Source organism: uncultured Abiotrophia sp. (assembly GCF_963520105.1).
Classification (GTDB): domain Bacteria; phylum Bacillota; class Bacilli; order Lactobacillales; family Aerococcaceae; genus Abiotrophia.
In genome coordinates, this window is sequence record NZ_CAUQPN010000001.1 from 332,668 (window position 1) to 358,093 (window position 25,426).

The 25,426-nt window shown below is 46.7% G+C and carries 16 protein-coding genes; 11 read left to right on the plus strand and 5 right to left on the minus strand.

What is annotated here, in order from left to right; all coding sequences use genetic code 11:
* Positions 1-30: 30 nt before the first annotated feature.
* Complete coding sequence (locus tag RWO08_RS01530; RefSeq protein ID WP_314211083.1) at positions 31-1,152, minus strand: alpha/beta hydrolase; 1,122 nt, start codon at positions 1,150-1,152, stop codon at positions 31-33.
* A 146-nt stretch (positions 1,153-1,298) separates the two neighbouring features.
* On the opposite strand from RWO08_RS01530, the gene RWO08_RS01535 reads away from it, so the two are divergent.
* The 11 genes from RWO08_RS01535 (at position 1,299) to RWO08_RS01585 (ending at position 17,825) form a co-directional block, all read left to right on the plus strand.
* Positions 1,299-1,856, plus strand: a complete 558-nt coding sequence (locus tag RWO08_RS01535) for a TetR/AcrR family transcriptional regulator (RefSeq protein ID WP_306486051.1) — start codon at positions 1,299-1,301, stop codon at positions 1,854-1,856.
* 154 nt (positions 1,857-2,010) lie between these two features.
* Positions 2,011-3,693: a ribonuclease J gene (locus RWO08_RS01540; protein ID WP_070755392.1), complete on the plus strand. Its 1,683-nt coding sequence runs from the start codon at positions 2,011-2,013 to the stop codon at positions 3,691-3,693.
* Positions 3,694-3,707: 14 nt separating this feature from the next.
* Positions 3,708-4,292, plus strand: coding sequence for an energy-coupled thiamine transporter ThiT (locus RWO08_RS01545; RefSeq protein ID WP_306486052.1), 585 nt, complete (start codon positions 3,708-3,710; stop codon positions 4,290-4,292).
* A 153-nt stretch (positions 4,293-4,445) separates the two neighbouring features.
* Positions 4,446-5,171 (plus strand): tRNA (adenine(22)-N(1))-methyltransferase TrmK, encoded by a 726-nt coding sequence (locus RWO08_RS01550; RefSeq protein WP_306486053.1) that lies wholly within the window; start codon positions 4,446-4,448, stop codon positions 5,169-5,171.
* Between the two features lie 7 nt (positions 5,172-5,178).
* Positions 5,179-5,985 carry a Nif3-like dinuclear metal center hexameric protein gene (locus RWO08_RS01555; RefSeq protein ID WP_306486054.1) on the plus strand — a complete coding sequence of 269 codons (807 nt, stop codon included), beginning with the start codon at positions 5,179-5,181 and terminating at the stop codon, positions 5,983-5,985.
* 12 nt (positions 5,986-5,997) lie between these two features.
* Positions 5,998-7,239, plus strand: a complete 1,242-nt coding sequence (gene pepT / locus RWO08_RS01560) for a peptidase T (RefSeq protein WP_298078268.1) — start codon at positions 5,998-6,000, stop codon at positions 7,237-7,239.
* 61 nt (positions 7,240-7,300) lie between these two features.
* Positions 7,301-10,837, plus strand: a complete 3,537-nt coding sequence (locus RWO08_RS01565) for a PD-(D/E)XK nuclease family protein (RefSeq protein WP_314211084.1) — start codon at positions 7,301-7,303, stop codon at positions 10,835-10,837.
* The gene (gene addA / locus RWO08_RS01570; protein WP_314211085.1) at positions 10,834-14,769 is read left to right on the plus strand and encodes a helicase-exonuclease AddAB subunit AddA; all 3,936 of its coding nucleotides are present in this window, start codon (positions 10,834-10,836) and stop codon (positions 14,767-14,769) included. Before RWO08_RS01565 ends, addA begins: the two co-directional genes overlap by 4 nt.
* Positions 14,770-15,073: 304 nt before the next feature.
* Positions 15,074-16,063 carry a mannose/fructose/sorbose PTS transporter subunit IIA gene (locus tag RWO08_RS01575; RefSeq protein WP_306486057.1) on the plus strand — a complete coding sequence of 330 codons (990 nt, stop codon included), beginning with the start codon at positions 15,074-15,076 and terminating at the stop codon, positions 16,061-16,063.
* A 14-nt stretch (positions 16,064-16,077) separates the two neighbouring features.
* Complete coding sequence (locus RWO08_RS01580) at positions 16,078-16,893, plus strand: PTS mannose/fructose/sorbose transporter subunit IIC (RefSeq protein ID WP_306486058.1); 816 nt, start codon at positions 16,078-16,080, stop codon at positions 16,891-16,893.
* Positions 16,894-16,907: 14 nt separating this feature from the next.
* Positions 16,908-17,825 carry a PTS system mannose/fructose/sorbose family transporter subunit IID gene (locus RWO08_RS01585; protein ID WP_314211086.1) on the plus strand — a complete coding sequence of 306 codons (918 nt, stop codon included), beginning with the start codon at positions 16,908-16,910 and terminating at the stop codon, positions 17,823-17,825.
* Positions 17,826-17,936: 111 nt separating this feature from the next.
* On the opposite strand, the gene RWO08_RS01590 is transcribed toward RWO08_RS01585, so the two are convergent.
* The 4 genes from RWO08_RS01590 to RWO08_RS01605 form a co-directional block, all read right to left on the minus strand.
* A complete protein-coding gene (locus RWO08_RS01590; protein ID WP_314211087.1) occupies positions 17,937-22,424 on the minus strand; it encodes a transglycosylase domain-containing protein in 4,488 nt (1,495 codons plus the stop codon).
* 33 nt (positions 22,425-22,457) lie between these two features.
* A complete protein-coding gene (locus RWO08_RS01595) occupies positions 22,458-23,444 on the minus strand; it encodes a rhodanese-related sulfurtransferase (RefSeq protein ID WP_314211088.1) in 987 nt (328 codons plus the stop codon).
* A gap of 175 nt (positions 23,445-23,619) precedes the next feature.
* Complete coding sequence (locus RWO08_RS01600; protein WP_314211089.1) at positions 23,620-24,975, minus strand: MATE family efflux transporter; 1,356 nt, start codon at positions 24,973-24,975, stop codon at positions 23,620-23,622.
* Positions 24,976-25,067: 92 nt separating this feature from the next.
* Entirely contained in the window at positions 25,068-25,340 is a 273-nt protein-coding gene (locus RWO08_RS01605; RefSeq protein WP_291427242.1) for a hypothetical protein, read from the minus strand.
* Positions 25,341-25,426: the final 86 nt, after the last annotated feature.

Below are 25,426 nucleotides of genomic sequence, written 5' to 3' on the forward strand. Positions count from 1 at the left end.
ATTAAGAAAAGAGGCCCATAGGCCTCTTTTTTAGTGACTGTATTTGCGTAAGAAGTCTAACACAAGGGGATAGACAAGGTCTAGTCTATCCATCTGACAGTGAAGGGCTCCACCCGTCTGGCTAGTGAAGAGGTGGCCTTCAATAGCTTTAGCATGGATTAATTTTCTTTTCATCTGCTTGAGACGATAGGCAGGGACATATTGATCTTCTTGTCCTGCTAATAGTAAACAAGGTTGACTAATACGATTTAAGATAGGGGCTACCTGGTGACGATCTAAATTTCTGTAGAAATCATAAGGGGTCTTCTCACCAGTCAGTTGGTAACCATTCTGTAGAGACCACTTGAGTTGTATATTGGATTTTGTAAAATATTCAGTTAAACCATTAATCAACGGTTTAGCCCTTAGATGATAGAGTAGGCGAAAGCCAGAATAGGCGGCTGGGCCCAAGGTTAATTTGAGCGCATCCATAGCTGAATAGAAAATATCCAAACAAATAACTGACTGAATGCGGGGCTCAAAAGCCGCAGCTCTCATGACAAAGTATCCGCCCCACGAGAGTCCCATCGCATCGCAGGACTTAAGGCCGAAATAATCTAGGACAACTTTAACGGGCACTTCAAAATTAGGCTGGAAAGTTAAGCCTTGCTGATAAGTTTGGCCCTGACCGGGTCCGTCGAACAGGATAAGATGGTATCCTTGATTTTGAAGGGGGGCTACAAAATCACACAGTTCTTCAAGTATTCCGTCAAAGCCACCAAGAACGAGGAGGGTTCGACTAGCACCGGGACATTCTATCCGCAGGGCTGGCAAGTATCCACCAGGGTAGGGGATTTTATGGTAGCTATAAGGGGAACCCTGGTAAGTTTGATAAAAAAGGGCCGTATAGTAATCTAAAGTGGGCTTTTTGCGAGGGTCGGTGGCGTCTAAGTAGAAAGCTGCTGCCCGAAAGTAGCGCGCAGCAATATCCAATTTACCTTGGGCTTCATAATAGCTAGCTTTGCTAGTCCACCAAGTGTACCAAGATTCAAAATCAGTGATGGCTTGACCTACTTCAATTAAATCTGCCATGACTTCAGGATGATGTTTAAGTTGAGAGGTAAAGCGAATAATCTGGAAGTCAAATTGCGGGTCTCCGGTATAGTGTTTCATAAGTTTCACTCCTTTTGGTCTATCTGTCACTAGCATAGCCAAATGGTGTATAATAAGACAGAACAGAAAAGTTCTATCTGTTGTTTATCCAACAGATTAACCTGATTTGTTGGATTAAATAGGTTGTTTGACTAGGAGGCTCCGTCATGGATAGACGAATTATCAAAAGTAAACAGGCACTTAAGCGAGCCTTGCAAAAGTTCATCCAAGTGGATGAATTTAGGCATTTGACGATTGAAGAAATTTGCCAAGAGGCAGGCTGTGCAAGGTCAACATTCTATAGCCATTTCGAAAGCAAGGAAGAGCTACTAGTGGAAATTATTGACGAGCAAATGACTAAGATTGAGCGACTGATTGCCAGAAGATTTGATGATCAGTTGGACTTTTATCAGTATCTGGAAGCCTTCGTGACCGAAATAGTAGAACCCGACCGTCCCTTCTTCCAAAGCTTGTTAGCCATTAATTTAGGACCAGATGGATTCCGGTCACGACTCGACCAGGCCTTTCAGGAATTATTTATGAGACACTTAGGCCATCTCAAGTCTTCTCATATCATCAGCCAGTATTTCAGTGCCATGGCCTTAAAAACAACGGATTTGATGGTGGCAGAATCGATTGCAGGTCAGGATATGAAAGTTTATGCCAAACTAGCTCAAGCTATGTGTAAGGCTGTGATTGAAACAAGTAAAAACTTTGGCAATTAGGCTTTTTGGCGGAGGGCGAAGGCTCAATTCGTCCTTTGCAAAATCAGGCAAAACAGTATATAATAAGGAGAACATCTACAACAGTTGTGGTAATTGCTGGACCGGTTTACGACAGCACTTATCGACTTTATGAAATGAAAATTTGAGGTGAATTATGAGCAACATTAAAATTATTCCCCTAGGTGGGGTCCGCGAAGCAGGGAAGAACCTGTATGTGGTAGAAGTCAACGAGTCTATTTTTGTAATGGACTGTGGCTTAGTCTTCCCAGAGGAGGGCTTGCTAGGGATTGACGCGGTCATCCCAGACTTCTCCTACTTAGAAGAAAATGCGGACCGCGTCGTGGGGATTTTCCTCACTCACGGGCACGCCGATGCTGTGGGTGCCTTACCTTATCTGCTAGAAGTGATTGAAGCCCCTGTCTTTGGGACGGAATTGACCATTGAATTGGCATCCCTTCTAGCTAAGGAACGGGGCTTGGCGGACCGTTTGGAGAACTTCTTCAAAATTGATGAGGAAGTAGAGATTGAATTCGAAGATGCCAACGTTTCCTTCTTCCGGACAACTCACACTATTCCAGACTCTGTGGGGATTGTCATCCAAACCAAGGAAGGTTCCATTGTCTATACCGGTGACTTCCGTATTGACCCAAGTGCTAAGCCACTTTACAAGACTCACTTTGGGCGCTTGACGGATATTGGAGAGAGTGGTGTCTTAGCCCTCTTAGCTGATTCTTCGGAAGCAGAGAGCCATGTGGAAAACGTGAGTGACCAACAGGCGGCGGATGAAATCCTAGAGACTTTCCGTAATGCCCATGGTCGCGTCATTGTGGCTTGCGTTGGCAGCAACATCGCGCGTCTCCAACAAGTCATGGATGCTGCTCACACTTCTAAACGAACCATCTTCGTCCCCGGCGGGGAGCTTATGGATATCGTGGATACGGCTATCAAGCTAGATAAACTGATTATGCCAAGTAAACGTACCTTCGGCCAAATGAAGAATATTGGTAAGTTCAAAGATCATGAAATTATTATCTTAGAGACCGGTATGTCAGGTGAACCTATTCAAGCCTTGCAACTAATGGCTCAAGGTCGTCACCGTCAAGTCAAGATGCAAGAAGGGGATTTGGTCCTCTTTGCTTCAACGCCTTCAATTGCCATTGAGACTGCTATGGCGCGGACCCAAGATATGATCTACCGAGCAGGCGCTCAAGTTAAGGTCTTGACCGACAGCTTCAAAGCATCTGGTCACGCGACCCCTAATGAGCTCAAACTCATGATTAATTTCTTGCAACCAAAAATCATCATCCCTGTCAACGGTGAATACCGTCAACAAGCGGCTTTGGCCGATATTGCCAATCAATTGGGTTATGAAGACGATCAAATCTTCATTCCTAGCGCTGGTGATGTGATTGAATACCGTAAGGGCCAATTCCTGATGACTCAAGAAGTGCCAGCAGGGGACATCTTAGTCGATGGGAATGGGGTCGGCGATATCGGGAGTGTCGTCTTACGCGACCGTCGTATCCTCAGTGAAGATGGGATTTGTGTTATCGTGGCGACAATTTCCCGCCGTCTCAAGAAGGTATTGGTAGGGCCACAAATTGTAACCCGTGGCTTCGTCTATGTTAAGTCCAGCATCGATTTGATTGAATCTGCTTCGGACATGACCTTAGACATCTTGGATAAGCACTTGGCCAGCGAAGAGTTCGACTGGGCTGAATTGAAGAGTGATTTGCGGGAACAAGTCAGCAAGTACTTCTTCAAGGAAACCAAGCGTCGCCCGGTTGTGCTTCCAATCATTATGGAAGCGTCGCAATACCAACCTAATAAGAACTAAGGAGGGACGCCTTAATGAATAAACATACAGTACGTCGTTTGCGAGATGTTCTGCTAGCTATTGTACTCAGTTTGGCAATTTCTATTGCCTGGCTGAAACTTGGTGAACTGCCTCTCCATACTGCTCTTGTTGTCTTACCTCTCATTTGGGTAGGCCTCCGTCATGGGGGTGCCAATTCCGTGGTGAGTGGCGTGGTAGTTGGCTTAATTACGGGCGCTGTAGCGGGGCATTTTGGCGATATTGTCTCAACTGCCTTGATTGATGTCTTGCCCTATACGGCAGCGGGCTTGGCAGGTTTCTTCGCCAAATATACCCAAAAGACCCTCAACAATCGCCGTTATTCCTCAACTTACCTGAATATGGGGACTGCCAGTCTCTTAGTGGTAGCTAGCTTCCTAGCTATCAAGGTCGGCATGCTTTGGCTCATGCAACAAGAAATTCCCTTTACTTGGGGCACTGCCGCTCTAGCTGGTCTAGAGGCTTGGGCGCTAGCCTTCGTTATCTTAGTGATTCTGGCTCGAACCAATGTGGATACCATCATTCCAAAACGCAGTCGTTATCTGACTCGTCGGGAAGTTTCACGCCTCTTAAATGACTAATTAGCCTTAAAATGAAACGCGCTTGCCATTGGCAAGCGCGTTTTTTATCATTTGTTAACAAGTTGCTGAAAAGTCGTCAAAGTCTTAGTAAATTCATAGGCGTTTTCACAAGAATGGGGTATAATAGAACTAGTAGTTTTAGGAGGTGGGAGCTTGAATTCTCAACAATTATCGCGGCGTTTAGCCACAGTGGCAGACTTGATTTGCCAGTATGGGGCCAGTGACATCCGTTTGGCGGATATTGGCAGTGACCATGCCTATTTGCCATGCCATTTAGCCCTCAATCAAAAAATTCAAGCAGCAGTAGCAGGGGAGGTCGTAAAGGGACCTTATCAATCTGCCCAAGCCGAGGTTCAAAGTCAAGGCCTAGATTCAATTATTCAAGTAAGACTGGGGGACGGCTTAGCCGTCATCCAAGCTGACGATGCCATTAATGTTATTAGTATTTGTGGCATGGGAGGAAGTCTCATTCGGTCTATATTGGATGAGGGACAAGATAAGTTAAGTCATGGCCCCTTGCTAGTGCTTCAGCCCAATATTGGGGAAGCGACTTTAAGAACCTGGCTCAGTCAACACGACTATCAGATTGTCCACGAGACCATCGTGGAAGACAGTCAACGACTCTATGAAATCATCGTTGCTCAGCATCAACCTGGCGCCTCTGCTTTAAGCCCACGTCAGGCCTATCTTGGTCCAAGCTTAAGCCAAATCAGAGGGCCTTTATATAAACAAAAATGGGCGCGAGAGGAAGCGAATCTCAAGGCCATTCAAGCCCAAATTCAAGCAGCACCTCAACCAGATCAAGCTAAACTAGCCGAGATTGCTGAAAAATTAGGCTGGATTGCGGATAGCCTAAGTCAATGTCAAGAAGAGGAGTAATGATAACATGACAAATTTTCGCCAATTAATGTCTGCCCTTGAGGCCCACTATCCGCCTCAAATGGCCGAGTCCTGGGACCAGGTCGGCAACCACTTTGGTCGGCCTGAGGCTCCTGTTAAGCGCCTAATGGCCGTCTTGGATTTAGATGATGCCAGTCTAGCCGAAGCCATTGAGAAAGGCGTAGATACCCTAATCGTTCACCATCCGGTCCTCTTCAGTCCAATTAGACGGTTTGACTTTTCCAGTCCTGAACAGGCTCGCTATGAAGCCTTAATTAAGCATGACATCAAAGTATTTGCCATGCATACTAACTTTGACATTGCCCATAATGGCATGAATGACTGGCTAGCAGAACAGCTAGGCCTAGAAGGCGTGACATCCTTAACCCCTGGCGCTCAAGAAGGCCAGCCTGGCTTAGGGCGAGTGGGGAATCTGCCTCAAGCGCTCAATCGCCAAGCCCTATTGGATCTCTTGAAGTCAACTTATGGCCGGACTGAATTGCCAGTGGTAGAAGCAAAGCCTAAGGATAGCTATCAACGAATTGCCTTGATTGGCGGTAGTGGGACCCAGCCAGAATATATTCAAGCAGCGACACAGAGCCAGGCTGACGTCTTTTTAACCGGAGACATTTCCTACCATCGGGCGCAATTATGCTATCAAGAAGACATGATGACGGTCGATGTGGGCCACTATGTCGAGAGCATCTTCAAAGAAAAAATGCCAGCCTTCCTAACCCAATTAGCTCAAGACCAAGGCTTTGACTATCAAGTCATTCCATCTCAAGCATCAACTAATCCCTTCCGATATGAATAGGAGAGACATCTTATGACAGAACAATTTTTCCAAGAAACCCAAGAACGTTTAATCCGTTACGCTAAAATTAACACCCGCTCTGATGAAGCTAGCACTAGTGTGCCTTCAACCGCTTGTCAGTTGGACTTACTGCATCTCTTAGTGGATGAATTGAAGGCCATTGGCCTCCAAGAAGTAGAGTTCAATCCAGAAAATGCCTTTGTAACGGCAACCCTCCCAGCAACTAGCGACAAGCCAGTCCCAACCATTGGCTTTATCGCACACGTGGATACGGCAGACTTCAATTCTGAGAATGTTCAACCTCGCCTTATTCCCAACTATGATGGTCAAGACATCGTCCTCAATCAGGCTCAAGATATTGTCATGAAGGTAGCGGACTTCCCAGCCTTAAGCAGTTACCAAGGCCAAACTTTGATTGTAACGGATGGGACAACCCTCTTAGGGGCAGACGACAAGTCTGGTATTGCTGAAATCATGACGGCTATGGCTTATTTGGCGGCTCATCCTGAGATTGAACATGGTAAGGTACGAGTTGCCTTTGGTCCAGATGAAGAAATTGGTCGTGGGGCCGACCGCTTTGACGTGGCGCACTTTGGCTGTGATTTCGCCTATACCATGGATGGTGGGCCGGTCGGTGAGCTCCAATATGAGAGCTTCAATGCGGCAGGGGCACGTTTGCATTTCCATGGAAAAAATATCCACCCAGGGACTGCCAAGGGTAAGATGATTAATGCAGTACAACTGCTTAAGGACTTCCTCTCTGCTTTGCCAGAGGATCAAGTGCCTGAGAAAACTGATGGCCGTCAAGGCTTTATCCATCCAATGGAAGCCCAAGTGACCGTGGATCAAGGCCAGTTAGACTTAATTATTCGTGACCACGACCGTCAAGCCTTTCAAGCTAAGAAAGATCTTGTCCAAAGCATTGTTGATAAGATGAATGCGGCCTATCCAGTCCCAGTTCTTAGCCTTGAAATGAAGGACCAATACTATAACATGGCCGAAGTCATTGAGCAAGACATGAAGTCTGTTGAACTAGCCAAGTCTGCCATGGAAGCCATTGGGATCAAGCCAATTATTGAACCAATTCGTGGTGGGACTGATGGATCTAAGATTTCCTTCATGGGCTTACCAACACCTAATATTTTTGCCGGGGGCGAAAACATGCATGGACGCTATGAATTTGTCGCAGTTGAATCCATGGTTAAAGCTACCCAAGTCATCGTCGGTATTATCCAAGCAAACGCTCAGGCCTAAGGCCTGAGCTTCTTGCCCTATAAAATAGACATCACCATCGAGAGAGAAAGGAGGGCCCCGCATGCTGCAATTTGTCCTTGGGGGACTGGATCGTGCTAAGAAAAAAATCTTGGTAGATAAATTATTAGACATTCAAGCCAAGGAGCCTGAGGCCCAGTTCTTTTATTTAGTACCTGAACACTTAAAATTTGATATGGAGTCCTATTTGCTAGCGGCTGTCCAAGACAAACATGGATCCAATGAGGCGGCTCTAGTCGACATTCAGGTAGTTTCCTTCAAACGCCTGGCCTGGTTCCTCATGCCTAACAGCCTTGCCGAAGAAAAGCCAATTTCTAGTATTGGGCAGATTATGATTATTAAACGCCTGCTAGCTCGCTATCAGGATCAATTGCAGGTCTTTCGTGGCCAGGTCAAGCATCAGGGCTTTGCCGAGAAATTAGCCCAGCTCTTCGATGAACTCTATCTAGGGCAAATTCAGCCAGAGAACCTAAGCCAAGTGCCTGACTTGAACCAGCAGGAAGCCAAGCGCCTAGCTGAGTTGGCCTTACTCTATCAAGGCTTCATCCAAGAAATTGAAGGGCAAGTCCTAGGACATTATCACGACTTGCAACGTTTGGATAGCTATCTTAAGGTCCACCCCTTGAACCGACCAACCTATTTGGTAGTGGATCACCATTACTTCTTCAATGGTCAGCAGCTACAATTATTGACGACCTTGATTCAACAATGTCAGGCTGTCTGGATTACCTTGCCTTTATCCCAGCAAGCGGCTCGTTCTAAAGCCTATGATCCACTAATCGAAGTAGCTCGTCATACCTATGGGCAAATGCAATTGTTGGCTCAGTCACTTCACTTGCCTGTGGACGAGGATTGGACCATTAATCAGGTACAGGAAGGCTATCAAGCTAATATCTTAACGCTATCTCAGGCCTTCGAAAATCACTTAAGGCTGGCCCCTCAAGAACTGAGCCAGCCTCTCAATCAAGTCAAGACTCATGTGATTTGGGAGCATGATGCTATCCAGACGGAAGTCCGTCATACCAGCAACAAGATTCATCAGTTGGTGAGTCAGGAAGGCTACCGATACCGCGATATCTTAGTCCTCACACGGGATATGGACCGTTATCGCCCCTTGGTGACAGCTCTCTTTGAACAGAATGACATTCCTTATTTCTATGACCATGCCGTAAGTATGGGCCAGCATCCCCTGGTCCTGTGGCTAGAATCAGGGCTCAAACTCTATCGCTATCGCTACCAGTTAGCCGACATCTTCGGTATTCTTAAATCAGGTCTCTGGTTACCGGCTGACCTGAGAGCCGCTATAGCCCAAAATCCCCAGGATGGGCCAGCCCTAGAAGAGGAATTTAAGGCTCAAGTTGACTTACTTGAAAATGTGGTGCTGGCTAATGGCTATGTGGGCTATCGCTTTGCCCAATTGTCTTTTGAATGGCGCTTTGACCAAGCAGACCGTCCTTATGTCAATGCGGCTGGTCAGGTGACCGACCAGACTTATGGTAAAGTGGTCCAAGCCTTGCGGGAGTCCTTCTTGGCTGATTTTGCCCCTTACCAAGACTTAGCTCAGGCGATTAGCTTTAATGGCCAAAAAGCAGCTGAATGGCTCTATCAGTGGTTGGACGAAGTAGGCGTAAAGGATCGTCTGATTGCCCGGCGTGACCAAGCCATCGAAAAAGGGGACCTAGCCCTGTCTCGCCAGTATGAACAAGTTTGGCAGACCTTGACCGCCAGCCTAGATGAATTCTATCAACTTTATGGGGAGGCCGAGCTGACCTTTAGTGAGTTCCAAGAACTCCTGCTAACGGGTTTGAATGAAGCCACCTTCCATATTATTCCACCTGCCCTAGACCAAGTCATGGTTACTAGCATGGAAAGTCCTCAGGTTCAAGCCTATAAGGTTTGTTTTGTGCTAGGGGCAGACGAGCTGACTCTACCTAAGCATCATCAGGAAGATTCGCTACTGAGTGTGGCCAACCGCCAATCTCTGGGGGAAAGTCTCCTGCCATACCAACAATTGCGTCAGTCTAGCCAGCACAATTATAGTTTAGAACTGCTCATGACCCAGCAGGTCTTGCTCAGCGCCAGCGACCGACTCTATCTCTCTTATGTGGCGATGAAGGGTCAGCAGACCGTTAAGCTATCACCATATTTGCAGCAATTGGCTAAGCAATTCCATCTACCTATTAAGACCTATACCCATACCTTGATTCATCAGAATCAAGTCAAATTAAGCCGACTTGAGTTTGGCCGTTATCCAGTCCAAATGAGTCCGCTCTTGCAGCTAGTCCATCACTATTCGCAGCAAAAGGACCGACCAAGTGCTGCCTTTCTAGACTTTTTGACCTTAATGGCCAGCCAAAATCCTCATACTTGGGTACTCTTGGCTCAGCTCTTCCAATTTAACCAACTGCCTCAGAATCTGACACCAGAGACGGCTTTGGCCCTCTTCGGCCAGAAGATGACGGCCTCGGTTTCTAAGTTAGAGCAGTATTACCAGGATCCCTATAGCCATTTCTTGCTTTATGGGCTAAAAATTCGTCCCCGTCAGCAGCTAGAATTAAATGCCGCAGGGGCAGGGGATTATTATCATGATTTCCTAGATAAATTTACTCAAGCACAAGAGGCTAGGCCTGATTTTGAAACTAACTTTGCTAGCATTCAGACCCTTATGGCGGAAGACTTACGCTTTAATATCTTTGGCACCAATCCTCGCATGCACTTGATTAAGCGCAAGCTAGATCAACAATTGCGGCAATTTTTAAGTGTCAGTCTGGCGCAAAGTCAAGCCTTGACGGTTCAACCCGTTGCGACCGAGCTGGTCTTTGGTAGCCAGCAAGAAGCAGGGTTAATCCTGCCTTTGGATAAGGGCAGCCTTACCTTACGAGGTAAGATTGACCGCATTGATGCGGATCCAAGCCAAAGTTACTACCAGGTAGTGGACTACAAATCCGGAAAGAAGACTTTCAACCTAGTCGACTTCTATTATGGTTTGGATTTGCAGGTCTTAACCTACCTGAAAGTTGCCAGTCAACGTTATCCTCATGCCCAAGCGGTAGGGGCCTTCTATCAATCCTTAGCAGGCGGCTTCGTCAAGGTAGATAGTAAGCAGATGGCTCGACTTAGCCAAGACGGGCTAGACTTGGCTAAGAACCAACTTCATCCATACAGGGGGCTAATGACTATTTCGGGCTCTGAATTAGTGGCAATTGAACCTGGCTTGGCCAATCAGTCTAAGAGTCAGATTTACCCGGTTCAGCTTAAAAAAGATGGTAGCTACTATCAGCATGTTCCGGCTGTCAATCAAGCGGAATTAAGCCTAATCAATCAGCATCTGCTCCATTTGATGATCCAGGCAGGGAATGCCATTCAAAGAGGTGATATCAGCTTGGCGCCCTTTAAGGATGAACGCTTTACACCTAGCCTGCAAGCCGACTATCGGGTTATTACAGGCTTTGATGCAACCGTACATTATGCTGCTTATCGTCATAAACGCCTCGCTAAGGATCAAGTCCTAACCCAAATAGAGAAAGAAGCAAGCAAGAAAGAAGTCACAGAGACGAGTGAGAAAGGAGGCCAGCTATGACCTTGGGAACTTTACCAGCTAAACCTTTGAATTCGCGATTTAATGATAGCCAGTGGGAAGCCATCCACCAACGGGGTAGCAATATTCTGGTCTCCGCTTCAGCCGGGTCAGGTAAGACCACTGTCTTGATTGAACGGATCCTCAATCATTTGTTGACTCATTATGCCAACATGGACCAACTGCTAGTGTCTACCTTCACGGAGGCTGCTGCTAGCGAGATGAAGGCGCGGATGGAGAACCGGCTCAAACAAGCCGTCAACCAGACGGCCGATAGAGCTGAGCAAGCTCATTTGGTCAGCCAACTTCAATTGTTGCCAGCTTCTCATATCCGAACCTTGCATAGTTTCTGCTTGCAGGTTATCCAACAGTATTTCTATATTATTGATTTTGACCCAAGTTTCCGACTCTTAACAGATGAGACGCAGAAATCCTTGCTCTATCAAGAAGTTTGGCAGGAGCTGATGATTGACCTAGCTCAAGATCCCGACTGGCAGGAAAAACTTTTCCATCTGCTAGCTCAATTCAGTCCAGGGCCTAGCGACCAAGGACTCTATCAATTGATTTTAGACCTTTATCAATTTGCTTCGTCTCATCCTGAGCCCCAAGTCTGGCTATCTCAGCTAGCAGACCAGGCCTTGCATTTTGAGTATTTTGCTAAGACCGGGCTCTATCAGTCAGTCCTCTTGCCTGAATGGCAGGCTAGTCTGTCACATGCTCAGCATCTGCTAGACCAGGCCTTGGCTGGCCTAGAAAGTCTGACAGATGCTATGATAAGCAAATTACAGCCCCTCTTAGAAGCTGAGCGAAGCCAGGTTCAGGCTTTGCAGACTGTTTTGACAGGTCAAGATTTAGCCCAAGTTTTTGCTCACTTCCAAAAAATCGCCTTTGATAGATGGCCGAGTGGTAAGAAGGCGGAAGAAGACAAGGAGCTTTTGGAGCAAGTAAAGGCCTTACGAGATCAAGCCAAGGAGCAGATTGAGCGAGTGCGACAATTGATGGTTCTAGATTACGATACGACGGTCTATGTAGAAGGGCAGGCGGGGGCTAGCATCCAAGACTTGGCCCACTTGACTCTTGAATTCCGTCAGGCTCTCTGGCAAGCCAAAGTTGCACAAAACTGCATTGACTATAATGACTTAGAGCATCTGACTCTGGATATTCTGGCCCCTTATGATGCGGACTTAGGGCAGCGGCAACCTTCCGAGGCGGCCCTCTATTATCAGGATCTCTTCCGCGAAGTCTTAGTGGACGAGTATCAGGATATTAACGACATTCAAGCGACTATCTTAAGTTTTCTGTCGCGTGAACGCCGCCAAGACTTAAGTGGTAATCTCTTCATGGTAGGGGACGTCAAGCAGTCCATCTATGGCTTCCGTATGGCAGAGCCTAGCCTCTTCTTAGCCAAATATCAGGCCTATCAAGAGGGCAAAGGCGGTCATCTGATTGTCTTAGATGCCAACTATCGTTCTCGGGACGAAATCTTACAATTTACTAACTTTGTCTTCCAGCGTCTGATGGACCCAGGTTTTGGGGAAATGCAGTATGGGGCCATGGAGTCGCTCAAGACAGGCAATCACAGCTTTTTACCTGCACCTCCTGATCCGGAATTCGATATTGAATTCTTACTCTATGAGTCCTCTGTAGCAGATGAGGGAGAGCCTGAAGACCAGGACTTAGACTTGGATCAAGGCGTAGAGACCAGCCTTGAAGCGGAAGCGTGGCTAATTGGGCGGGATATTCAAACGCGTGTCCAAGCAGGATGGCAAATTTATGACAAGGAACTAGGTCAGCAACGGCCGGTAACCTATCAGGACTTTGTCATTCTGAGTTCGACCAGACATCCCTTCCAGCCGGTTAAACAAGTCTTTGAACAGCTAGGAATTCCACTCCTAAGTCAAAATGTTGAGAATTATTTCCAACGCCAAGAAATTCGGCTCATGCTAGCCCTGCTTAAATTGATTGATAATCCTCATCAAGACATTCCCCTGGTGGCCATTTTAAGGTCACATTTTGTGGGCTTAAGTGATGAGCAACTCAGTCAGATTCGCATCCAGGTACCTAATAGTGGCAGCTTCTATGAAGCTTGCCAGCAAGTGTTACTCTTAGAAGAAGCGAGTCTAATAGCCCTACAAGAAACCTTGACTACCTTCATGGACAAACTCAAAGAATGGCGCCACCTAGCCCAAAGAGTGGACCTGGTCACCTTAATTTGGACTCTCTATCAAGAAACCTACTTCCTAGATTATGTGGCAGGTTTGGATCAAGGGGATCAACGCCAGGCTAACCTCCATGCTTTCTATGAACGGGTAGTGGAATTTGAAGCGGGTAACTATAAGGGCTTGACGGCTTTTGTTGGCTTTATTGAACAAATCATGGCCCACGACCAAGATTTGGCTGAGCCCCTCTTACTGAGTGAGGACCAGAATTTTGTGCGTGTCATGACCGTTCATGCCAGCAAGGGGCTAGAGTTTCCTTTTGTTTATCTAATGCAGACGGGCAAACGTTTCAACATTCAGGATACGCAGAAGGTTTATGTACCTTCTAAACGCTATGGCTTGGGATTGGATTATCTGGATATTAAACATCAATTGCAGTATCCTTCCTTCATTAAGGAAGCTATTAAATTAGAGCGTCGTGGCCAGTTGAAATCAGAAGAAATGCGTAAGCTCTATGTGGCTTTGACCCGTTGTGAGCAAAAACTAGTGATTGTGGGCAGTGTCAAATCCCAAGACCAAGTCCAGACTAAACAAGAGCAAGTTGTGGCTGCAAGTGGCCAAGAATTGGTCATGAATCGTGCCCTAAGACAGGGAGCAGGAAGTTGGCTGGATTGGTTGCTCATGGCGACATCCTTTAGTGGACGTCATCCTCAATCTACGACTGACTTTACCAATGAACAAGTGCGTCTGACTTATGTGGCGGAAGCAGAGCTTTTGCCACTTCTCAAGGTATCTGCGTCTAGACCTTGGCTTCAGGATGACCAAAACTGGTTGGCAGATTTGAAATTAACAGTCGATCAACATGAGGTAACAAGTGAGGTAGGGGCCTTCATCCAAAGTCTCCTAGAGAGTCAGTACGACTACGGCCTAGCTAGTAAGACCTCTAGCTACCAATCTGTGTCGGAGCTCAAGCGTCTCTATGAAGAACCTCATAATGAAAAACTATCTCACTTCACCGACCGGCGGCCAGGGCAAATCAGTTGGGATTGGCTTACTCAAGAAGATGAGGAAAGGGCGGAAGAGTCCGAGACTGGCCAAAAGGCTGGTATTCAGAGTATTCGATTTACTGGAGATACCTTCCAGGCGCCACGCTTTGTCCGAGAGCGCCAAGCCTATACAGCTGCCCAGATTGGGACTTTTACCCACTATGTTATGCAACAGCTAGACTTTAGTGCGCTAGAAGGACTGGATGTGTCGGACTATCCGGCTGCCATTCAAGAACAGGCGCAAGCTTGGCTAGCCGCTGGCTTTATGGAAGCTAGTCAGTGGGAGGCCGTTAAGTTAGCCAGCATTTGCCAATTTTTAGCTAGTGATTTGGGCCAAGTCCTGATTAAACAGGCTAAATCTCTACATCGCGAGCAGGCCATCTCTTATCGTCTGCCAGCGGCCAAGTTGTTTGCTCGTCAGCTGGGGGCTGACCAGCTCCAAGAACTAGCAGGTAGTCAGCTCTTGGTCCATGGGGTCGTTGATAATTATCTGAATTTACCTGATGGTCGTCTCATCTTAATTGACTATAAGACCGACCGCTATCGTCCATGGGCAAGCTTGACAAAGTCAGCCCAAATCGATCAGATTGTCGACAAGTATCGCTTCCAAATGAGCCTCTATGCTCGGGCCTTAAGTCTGGCAAAAGGCAAAGCAGTGACAGATGTTTACTTAGTTTTATTGGATTTCGACCAGGTGGTGCCAGTCACCGACCTTTATGACTTCGAATAATAGGCCTTGAAAGGCTGGGACAAGGAAACTGAAGCTTGTCAAAAGTTGTCTTCTCTTAACAACTTTTGAAGGCAGTTGACCTTGCTCCCAGCTTTTTTGCTTATGTGGGAAGGGTTCCGATACTTGCTAAAAAGGGGCACAGGGGGTTGTAATACTCATTAATAGACATAAATTGAAATAAAAATTTATTTACATGTCTAGAAGAATATTTGAGAATCAATATTAGCTATTGCATTTATGTAAACGTTATACTATACTAGAAGTTGAAATTATATATTTCAATTTTTATTTAGGAGGTAGAATCATGGTCGGTATTATTATCGCAAGTCATGGTGAGTTTGCTGATGGTATCAAGCAATCCGGTTCAATGATTTTTGGTGAACAAGCCAACGTTGAATCCGTGACCTTTATGCCAAGTGAAGGTCCAGATGATTTGCAGCGTAAATTACGTGAAGCCGTAGACCGTATTGAGAGCGAAGAAATTCTGTTCTTGGTAGACTTATGGGGAGGCAGTCCCTTCAACCAAGCCAATATTCTCTTTGAAGAAGCACCTGAGACACGTGCCATTGTAGCCGGTCTTAGCTTGCCTATGCTGATTGAATCATATGCAAGTCGCTTCTCTATGGACAAGGCTCACGATATCGCCAAAGCCATTATTCCAACGGCCAAAGACGGTGTCAAAGTTCGCCCTGAAGACTTACAACCAGAAGAAGCGCCAGCAGTGGCTCAAGCAGCACCCGCTGCTCCACAAGGTGCGATTCCAGAAGGAACTGTCTTAGGAGACGGCAAAATCAAATTCGTCTTGGCTCGTATTGATACTCGGCTCTTACATGGCCAAGTTGCAACAGGTTGGACTAAAGCCACTCAACCTAACCGGATTATCGTGGTGTCCGATACTGTAGCCCAAGATGACTTACGTAAGAAGCTGATTGAGCAAGCAGCTCCCCCAGGTGTGCGTGCTCACGTAATACCCCTTGACAAGTTCGTCGCAGTATCTAAAGACCCTCGCTTCGGTGAGACCAAGGCTTTGGTACTCTTCGAAAATCCACAGGATGCGCTCAAGGTCATCAAGGCTGGAGTAGAGATTCCAGAACTCAACGTAGGTTCTATGGCTCACTCTGTCGGTAAGGTATTAGTAACAAATGTCTTGTCTATGGATCAAGGCGATGTGGATACCTTTAAGGAGCTTCGTGATCTTGGCGTTAAGTTCGACGTCCGCAAGGTGCCAAATGACAAGCCAACTGACTTGTTCAAGAGCATCCAAGCTAAGGCCAGTGAAGGCCTCAAAGTCTAATAGGAGGTATCATAATGGAATTTAATATTCTATCAATTCTTGCTGTCATTGTGGTAGCATTTCTAGCAGGGATGGAAGGGATTTTGGATCAGTTCCAATTTCACCAACCAATTATTGCTTGTTCCTTAGTAGGGCTTGCAACGGGTCATCTCAGCGAATGTATTATGTTAGGTGGGGCCTTGCAATTGATTGCGATGGGCTGGGCTAACATCGGGGCTGCGGTTGCGCCTGACGCGGCTTTAGCTTCTGTGGCTTCTGCCATCATTTATGTTAAAACTGGTACCTTCACAGATGAAGGTCAGAACTTGGCCATTGTAGCAGCGATTACCTTAGGGACTGTTGGTTTGGCTTTGACCATGGTGGTACGTACCTTATCAGTGGCCATCGTTCACCGTGCTGACGCTGCCGCTGAAAAGGGTGACTTCCGTGGCGTTGAATTCTGGCATATGGTAGCTCTTGCTTGCCAAGGCTTGCGTATTGCCATTCCAGCTACTTTCCTGCTCTTCTTGCCAACCGAAACCGTTCAAGGTGCCTTAGCAGCTTTACCTGATTGGTTTACCAAAGGGATGGCCATCGGCGGTGGCTTCGTCGTAGCGGTCGGTTATGCCATGGTTATTAACATGATGGCAACACCTGAAGTATGGCCATTCTTCTTCCTAGGCTTTGCCTTGGCTCCACTTAACCAATTGACCTTGATTGCAACCGGGATTATCGGGGTGGTCTTGGCGGTTGTTTATATCCGTCTCAGCCAAAACACTGGTGGCTCAGGTAGCGGTGGGGGACAAGCTAGCTCCGGCGATCCACTAGGCGATATTCTCAATGACTACTAAGGAGGGAATTGACGATGACTGAACAAAAGAAACACTTAACGAAATCCGATCGTTTTAAGGTAATGTTGCGTTCCCAATTCCTTCAAGGGTCTTGGAACTATGAACGGATGCAAAACGGTGGTTGGGCTTATTCTTTAATTCCAGCCCTTAAGAAGTTGTATCCACAACGCGAGGACGCTTCTGCAGCCCTCAAACGCCACCTTGAATTCTTCAACACTCACCCATACATTGCAGCTCCAATCTTAGGGGTAACCTTGGCTCTGGAAGAAGAAAGAGCTAATGGTGTGCCAATTGATGACGCAGCTATTCAAGGGGTTAAAGTTGGGATGATGGGGCCTTTGGCAGGGATTGGTGACCCAGTCTTCTGGTTTACCGTTCGCCCAATCCTTGGGGCGATTGCTGCCTCTTTGGCAACGGGTGGCTCTATCTTAGCACCACTTTTCTTCTTTGTAGTATGGAATGCCATTCGTGTAGGATTCCTCTGGTATACGCAAGAATTTGGTTATGCTAAGGGTTCTGAAATCACCAACGACTTGTCAGGTGGTATCTTGCAAACCTTAACCAAGGGGGCATCTATTTTAGGGATGTTCGTTATGGGGATTCTGGTTCCACGATGGACAACTATTAAGTTTGCACCTGTGGTGTCGAACGTACCATTGGCTGAGGATGCCTATATTCACTTCCCTAAAGGGGCAGTGGATGGTGGAACCCTACAAAACATCTTGGGACAATTGAGCAACCGATCACTGACTCCAAATAAAGTGACGACCTTGCAAGACAACTTCAACATGTTAGTTCCAGGTTTAGCAGCTGTTCTCTTGACCTTCCTCTGCATGTGGTTACTCAAGAAGAAAGTTAGCCCAATCCTCATTATCTTCGGTCTCTTTGCTGCCGGGATTATTGGTTATGTTTTAGGTATCTTTGCTCCTTAATGGTAGCTTAGTAGCTTAATAAAGTAGACGGACTATATTATAGAGCCCGTCTCTTTTTGTATATAGCAAAAGAAAGTCAGAAAGCTTAACTTCCTGACTCTCTCATTGTACCTAGCGTTGGCCTGGTGTATTGTTTTGGTTGTTATTCTGGTTATTATTGTTATTACCGCCTGGGTTTTCGTTGCCGTTACCCGGGTTTTCGTTAGTTGCTGAAGAACTTGATGAGCTTGAAGAACTTGACGATTCTTGTTGACGTCGTTGATCTTCTTGGCGTCGTTGTTCTTCTAGTTGCGCACGGTAGGTGGACCAGAAGTTAGCCAATTCTTCATCCGTTGCACCGAATAAGAACTTGTAGTTCAATTCTGGAGCTGGATGGCTGACCTTAAAGAGATCCTTGTAGGTTGGACCGGTGATGGAAATAGTCCCGCCATTATCTAGACGCATGGTCCCTGGCTTAGTACCAGTTTGTTGTAAGACGTCCGTTTCTTGGACACTAGATGGACGACTGAATTTCCGGTCTACCCCAAAGATATCTGGACGGGCAGCATAGAGTTCATTGACTACATTAGCCCAATAACGTTGGCTCCGTTCACTTTCACGACCGTAGCCGTCGTTGATATTGATGGTATAGTTTTGGAAACGGCTGTCATAGCCAATCCAAGAACCGATAGTGATACTTGGTGTAGAAGCAATAAACCAGACGTCCTTAGAGTTCTCACTAATCCCGGACTTAGCAATCCAGTCACCACCCATGGTCATGTAGCCCTTGGCAATCCGACCAGTACCTTCTGTCATGGTATTACGTAGCATATCAATCATAAGGTAGTTGGAATCTTCACTGAAGACTTGGGTAGGGTTGCTTTGGTGCTGGAAGACGACATTACCAGCCGCATCTTCAATCCGGTCGATGAAGTAGCCGTCATGGTAGTTACCATTATTGGCAAAGGTCGCGAAGGCCCGAGTTTCTTCAAGGACTGTTGGACCACTTGAAACCCCACCAATGGCGAAGGCTAAGTTCTTGATGTCTTCTGTCGTATAGGAGGCAGCAGGGTTAAAGCCCATTTTCTCCAAATAGCCCATGACATCAACTGAGCGTTTTTGCATTTCTTGGTAGACCCGGACAGCAGGCAAGTTATCCGATTTATAGAGGGCAACCCGAGCTGATTCGGCGCCACCACTGACTACATTACCATAGTTAGTAGGGGACCAAGTCGTACCATCTTCGAAGGTTTGTGTAAACTCTGTGTCAGGAATAACCGTCGATGGATTAATCAAGTTCTCCTGAATAGCAGGGCCATATACAGCTAATGGCTTAATGGTCGAACCAGGAGAACGACGAATACCAAAAGCATGGTCGATTTGGTTATTCTCAAAATCTGTCCCTGCGATAAAGCCTAAGACTTTACCGGAGTTGTTATCCATGACCACCATCCCATTTTGAACCTTCTCAACATAGGAGGTTTCTTGGCCAGTTTCAGGGTCAGTATAGACGCCTTCATAGGCCATCCCTAGGTCATTAATGTGTTTCTTAGCGGATTCTTGCAAGAGGTCGTAGATTTGTTGGTCAATGGTTGTGTAAACCTTATAACCACCAGTCTTAAGTTGCTCTTCGGCTTCCTTATAGTATTGGTTGTACCAGTTATCATCTTGATAAACTTGAGTCCAAGTTAATTTATCACGCTCAATATTGAGACGCATGATTTGTTCGATGGCGCCTCGCTCCATTGCTCGGTAGAGGTAGGATTGGCGCGTTACACTTGGGCTGCCGGCTGGCAAGAAGTCAGCCTTAATATCATAGTTGAGAGCGGCTTGGTAGTCAGCCTCACTAATTTTATGGTTACGGTACATGAAGTAGAGGACGTCCTTCATCCGGCCAATCCCGGCTGATAAGTCGGTCTTAAGCTCCCCGTTTTGTTGGTAAGGGGTGTAATTGTAAGGGTCCTGCGGTAAGCCGACCAAGAAGGCTGCTTGAGCCAGGTTGACCTCGCTAGGCTTCTTACCAAAAATCCCTTCTGAAGCTTTCTCAATCCCGGCTACGTTATCCCCGTTATGGTCACGACCAAATGGTGACACGTTGAGGTAGGCAGTGAGAATTTCATCCTTGCTGAAGAATTGCTCCAGACGGAGGGCCAAGAGAATTTCATTGGCTTTCCGGAAGAAGGTGACATCATTAGTTAAGAGACGTTGCTTGACCAATTGCTGGGTCAGGGTAGAACCACCGGTTCCGCTGCCTGGTGACAAGACTTCCTGTAGGGTAGCCCGCAGAATTGCTTTAGGCACAACCCCCTTATGTTCATAGAAGGAGGAGTCCTCAGTCGATACCAGACCATTGACGATGTTAGGCGAGATATCTGACAGGCTAGTCACAGACCGAATGACATCGGCTTGAACGTTGGCAATCGGTGTCCCGTTAGCATAGTAAATGGTGGATTGCTGTTCCAACTTGTTAATCTTGGCAGCCATTTCTTCACGATTAGGCACCTTGGTGTCAGAGACTAGGTGGGCAAAGTAACCAGCCCCGGCCCCAGCAGCTAAGGAACCTAAGAGCAGGCCAATCAAGACGATATAGAGGGCAATGCGGCGAACTACATTGACTGCCACATTAAGACCTAAGAAAATCTTTTCTCTGGCAGTGTAGTTAGACAGGTCAATGACCTTGGTCTTGGATTTGCCTTTATCTTTTGATTTGCGACGCTTGCGCTCTGAATCTTGGCTAGCACCAAGGCCGGCAGCAGCTAAGTCTAGGGCAGCTGGCGCGTGGTCATCAGATTCAGGTTCTGAATCCTGATTTTGAGACCATTCTTCCACATCATGGCTTCGTTCGGGCTCAAGCTCGCTGGCTTGCGTTTGGTCAAAGTAATCTGGGTCCAAACTAGCTTGCTTGCTAGTCCTAGCCGTCCAAGCAAAGTCATAGTCGTCTGATCTTGAGTCTGAATCAGAATGTTCTGATTCATGCTGCTCTGAGGTCTCCTCAGCTAAGCTTGGCTCTAGATCTGATGGTTCAGATGCTTGAGGAATCAAGTTTTCTTGACTAGCAACGAGTGACGCCGCTTCATGATCTGATTGCTGATCATGAGATTTTTCTTGATGAAGGTTAGCTTCAGCCTCAACTTCCGCTTGGGAACTTGTTGGCTCGATAGATAGGTCGTCCACTTCTTGATCCAAGTGATTTGGCTCATCTGGATGGCTTGAAGAAACAGGCGCTTGTTCGGGTTCTGACTCAATTTCAAGTCTATCCTGAGATACTAGATCAGGTTCTTGATAGCTTGATCCTCTAGCACTTTCTAAGTGCTCAGCTTCTCGGCCCTGGCTTGAGTCATCTACAGCAGAGGCCTGGTTTGGTACCTTAATTGGTGTAATATTATCGAAAATGGACAAGAGCGAACTGAGTCGGGCACGTCCTCGTGATGAAAGGTGAGGGCCTTCTTCCTGGCCTTCAGAGCTTCCTAGTGAATCTGCTGGATGTGAAGTGTTTGACTCCAGTTCCGTGCTGTGGTCATTTGAGCTAGCGACTGGCTCAGTAGTGGCCGGACTTTTAAGTTCAACCACTTGGTCTTCTTTAGTTAGGTCTCTACTTGGTTTTAACAAGTCAGCGTCTAAAGGTTGATAGACACGGGACACTTCCTTCTTGTCTGAACTTGCAGCTGGCTCGCTTTCTTCTCGGAGCTCATTGCTTGTTTCCTGCTCAAGGTTAAAACTACGACGTCGTTCGCGTTCCTTTTGGATATCAGCAGGACTTGGCAGGGGCTGACTAGCCGTACCGTCTTGGTCGAGCTCAATGCGAGGTTGGTAAACGCGACTAGCAGGCTTAGAACTAGCAGAAGATTCTGCAGATAAGTCTGGCATGTCAACAGGTCCAGCTAGGCCTAAGTCTGTGCTAGCTTCTTCTTCTGGATTTTGGTCGTAATGATCTCGACTGGTCATGCCGGCAAAGAGCCGACGCCGACGAGGGCCTTTGTCAGAAGACTCGGATGAGCCTGAAGTCTCTGGGCTTGATTCACTTGACTGCGCTAGTTCTGGCTTAGCCTTAGGCTCTGAAGGTTTAACAACTTTCTTCTTCTCGGCTTTTTCCTTGGCAGGACTAGCTGGACCTTTCTCTGTTTCCTCTTGGAAAAGATGAGATTGGAAGTCCTGGTCGGACACTTGGTTAGTCTGCTTATAAGGGTTGGCTTCATCAATACTTGGATTGAAGTTAGAGAAGAAGTCACGGACGCGTTTGACAGAGCGATCGATGAACTCGGAAGATTGAGCCATGACGGTCTTTTCATCCGACTTAGGTTGGTAATGCCAACTATCTTGATCCTGCTGACCTTGACTAGAGCTTGACTCAGTGGTCTGACTAGTCTCGAACTGGCCTTTGTTAGTTGAAGTAGATGCTTGATCATTACTTTCAGCGCTCGCTTGTCGAGCTTGTGCTTGTCTGCGGGAATAATCTTCGTAGAAATTATCCCAGCGTGATGGCTTAGAAGTTGCCTCGTTTGAAGGCGGGGTAGAATGACCCCTTGAATCCTCTTTATCAGGCTCGATGTCAAAAGAGACATCATAGTAATGCTGGCCCGATTGTTCGGGCACTTTCTTTTTGTCATCGTCTAGTGTCATTCATTCACCTACTTTCTTTATGGGGTATGGCTCTTAAGCCGTTACTTGATCATTTAGGGATTCGCCTAAGACATTGAGACGAGCTTCCCATTCTTGATTAGTCAATTTGTTTTCCGCAATGTAGCGGTTGCGTGGGTGGCGACGGCATTCTAGGCAGCAACCACGAACGTATTTGTCTTCATTTTCGACGCTAGCTAGGATACGACGGTTACATTCTGGATTCCCACAGTTAACATAGCGTTCGCATGGGGTGCCATCGAACCAGTCTTTCCCGATTACAACAGGATCGACGTGGTTAATGTCAACCGCAATCCGTTCGTCGAAGACGTACATCTTACCATCCCACAATTCGCCTTTTACTTCAGGGTCTTTACCATAGGTAGCAATCCCACCGTGGAGTTGGCCGACATCTTTATAACCTTCACGTACCATCCAACCGGAGAATTTCTCACAGCGGACACCACCTGTACAGTAGACAACGACACGCTTGTCCATGAATTTTTCCTTGTTGTCGCGTACCCATTGTGGTAATTCGCGGAAATTACGAATGTCAGGACGGATGGCACCACGGAAGTGACCTAAGTCAAACTCATAGTCGTTACGTGTATCAAGGACAACGGTGTTTTCGTCAAGCAAAGCATCCTTGAATTCTTGTGGTGACAAGTAGGCACCAGTAGTTTCTAATGGGTTAATGTCGCTGTCGAAGTCGTTATCTTCTAAGCCCAAGTGGACAATTTCTTTTTTGTGACGAACGAACATCTTCTTGAAGGCTTGTTCTTCTTCTTCGTCAATCTTGAACCAGAGGTCTTCCATACCTGGTAGGGAGTGAACATAGTCCATATATTTTTGAGTGGTTTCGTAGTCACCTGAGACAGTCCCGTTAATCCCTTCGCTTGAAACGAGGATCCGGCCCTTAAGGCCAATAGACTTACAGAAGGCCAAGTGGTCAGCTGTAAACTTATCTGGGTTCTCGATGTTAACGTACTTGTAGTAAAGAAGCACGCGAATTGGTTTGGTCATAATTTACCTCCTTGTAGTTGCAAACTACATAAATTTATGGATAGTATCATTATACGGCAAAAAAGGCTTGAGGACAACTTTTGAGCCGGTTTTTGCGCTATCTGTAAGAAACTTGTAACCTCCCTACACAATCCCCGTCTAAGTGGCTCTAGTATGCCAAAAAAAGCTGGCCAGACTAATTCTGGGCTAGCTTTTGGTTGAAGCGTTCTTGAAGATGATGTTTGTGATGGTGATAGGCTAGAAAGAGGGGGATACATGCGCCTAGCCAGGCCAGAGGACTGGCAATAGCTGGGCCGACAAAGCCTAGATATTGGCTGAGAATCAGGGCGGCACTCATGCGCATAGCCAACTCCATGATACCAGCAATAGTCGGAATTAGGCTATCTCCCAATCCCTGCAAGGTATAACGGTAAATGAAGAGCAGAGCTAACAACCAGTAGGCAGGCGCCGAACAGTAGAAAAAGACTTGACCGTAGTGAGCCATTTCCAGTCCTTGGCTACCTTCTGCGAAGAAGGTGACGACTTGGGCACCTGTCAGAGCTAGGATGACGCCAGAAACCAGTGCAACGCCTACAGACAAGAAGGTCATTTGGCGGACTCCTTGGCGGATTCGGTCAAATTGAGCGGCACCAAAGTTTTGGCCCACATAAGTTGCCATGGCAATCCCAAAGGACATGAGCACTAAAATCACAATCTGTTCAATCTTAGAGGCCGCTCCGTAACTGGCAATGGCTAGAGGTCCTAATTGGTTGAGAGCCACTGTGACCGAAATGGAGCCAATGGCAATAATAGAGGACTGGAAGGCCATTGGGAAGCCCATATTAAGGTGATAACGGACTTCTTCAGCTACCAGCATGGCCTTTTGCCAGGAAACCTGCAGTAGTGGCCAACGACGGTGAATGGCCCAGAGGCAAAGGATAACCGAGACAGCTTGTGACAAGACCGTCGCGAGGCCAGCACCCGCAACCCCCATGCCCACGTTCACGATGAAAACATAGTCTAAGACGATATTGGTTAAGGCCGCGATGATAAGAAAGTAGAGGGGCGTCCGGCTGTCTCCCAAGGCCCGCATCATGTTGCTCAGTAAATTGTAGAGCATGGTGACGGTACAAGCGCTGAAGATGACGATGAGATAATCGTAAGTATATTGAATGATTTCAGGCGGCGTCATCATGACTTCTAGAATTTGGCGGAGGAAGAAGGTAGACAGGAAGGTCAAGGCCATGGAAACGCAGAGCGCGATAGTCCAGGCAATGGTGACTGAACGCCGTACCTTATGGAAATCCCTAGCACCAAAGGCTTGAGCCAAAGGAATACTTAACCCTGCCGTTAAGCCTTGAGCGAAGCCAAGAATCAGAAACATGACGCTGGATGAAGCAGAAATTCCTGCTAGGGCATCGCGCCCCATGGTGCGTCCAACAATAAAAGTGTCGACCATATTATAGACAAGCTGGAAAATATTACCTATTAGGAGCGGAATGGAGAAGTTAATAATGCGTTTGAGGGGGGACCCAGTGGTCATATTATGCATAAGTGACTCCTTTATAGTCAGAATGAATACTCTGAGTATAAAGGAGTCACTTAGCAAAATCAAGTAGGTTTAGAACTCTCTATCCTAGTAAGTTAGTCATCCCACTGAACGGTATAGTAGTCAGCATCTTTGGCTTGAATCAGAGGATAATTGGTCCGGTAAATAGAGCCATCTTGGTCTTGCTCGAGGTACATAACGAAACCATTAGGGTAGAGAGACAGAATCTTGGAATAGACATGGTCTTGGTCGATAATGACGGTCTTGATTTCTTGGTCGCTGGCGAACCAGTCAGTGACCAGGTGGAAATAGGAACCGATGGAGACTTTGGTTTCATAAACAAGGGTCGTAATAATGGATTGATTCATGGTTAACGCTCCTTTTTTTATAAGCTATTTCCATTATAACAAGGAAATGGGGGCGGTTTCAAACAAAAATTCGAAACAAACTTACA

Excerpts from the sequence above, each read along its gene's own strand:
- RWO08_RS01530 (WP_314211083.1), bottom strand. The coding sequence starts at position 1,152 with ATGAAACACTATACCGGAGACCCGCAATTTGACTTCCAGATTATTCGC.
- RWO08_RS01535 (WP_306486051.1), top strand. The coding sequence starts at position 1,299 with ATGGATAGACGAATTATCAAAAGTAAACAGGCACTTAAGCGAGCCTTG.
- RWO08_RS01540 (WP_070755392.1), top strand. The coding sequence starts at position 2,011 with ATGAGCAACATTAAAATTATTCCCCTAGGTGGGGTCCGCGAAGCAGGG.
- RWO08_RS01545 (WP_306486052.1), top strand. The coding sequence starts at position 3,708 with ATGAATAAACATACAGTACGTCGTTTGCGAGATGTTCTGCTAGCTATT.
- RWO08_RS01555 (WP_306486054.1), top strand. The coding sequence starts at position 5,179 with ATGACAAATTTTCGCCAATTAATGTCTGCCCTTGAGGCCCACTATCCG.
- pepT (WP_298078268.1), top strand. The coding sequence starts at position 5,998 with ATGACAGAACAATTTTTCCAAGAAACCCAAGAACGTTTAATCCGTTAC.
- RWO08_RS01565 (WP_314211084.1), top strand. The coding sequence starts at position 7,301 with ATGCTGCAATTTGTCCTTGGGGGACTGGATCGTGCTAAGAAAAAAATC.
- addA (WP_314211085.1), top strand. The coding sequence starts at position 10,834 with ATGACCTTGGGAACTTTACCAGCTAAACCTTTGAATTCGCGATTTAAT.
- RWO08_RS01575 (WP_306486057.1), top strand. The coding sequence starts at position 15,074 with ATGGTCGGTATTATTATCGCAAGTCATGGTGAGTTTGCTGATGGTATC.
- RWO08_RS01580 (WP_306486058.1), top strand. The coding sequence starts at position 16,078 with ATGGAATTTAATATTCTATCAATTCTTGCTGTCATTGTGGTAGCATTT.
- RWO08_RS01585 (WP_314211086.1), top strand. The coding sequence starts at position 16,908 with ATGACTGAACAAAAGAAACACTTAACGAAATCCGATCGTTTTAAGGTA.
- RWO08_RS01590 (WP_314211087.1), bottom strand. The coding sequence starts at position 22,424 with ATGACACTAGACGATGACAAAAAGAAAGTGCCCGAACAATCGGGCCAG.
- RWO08_RS01595 (WP_314211088.1), bottom strand. The coding sequence starts at position 23,444 with ATGACCAAACCAATTCGCGTGCTTCTTTACTACAAGTACGTTAACATC.
- RWO08_RS01600 (WP_314211089.1), bottom strand. The coding sequence starts at position 24,975 with ATGCATAATATGACCACTGGGTCCCCCCTCAAACGCATTATTAACTTC.
- RWO08_RS01605 (WP_291427242.1), bottom strand. The coding sequence starts at position 25,340 with ATGAATCAATCCATTATTACGACCCTTGTTTATGAAACCAAAGTCTCC.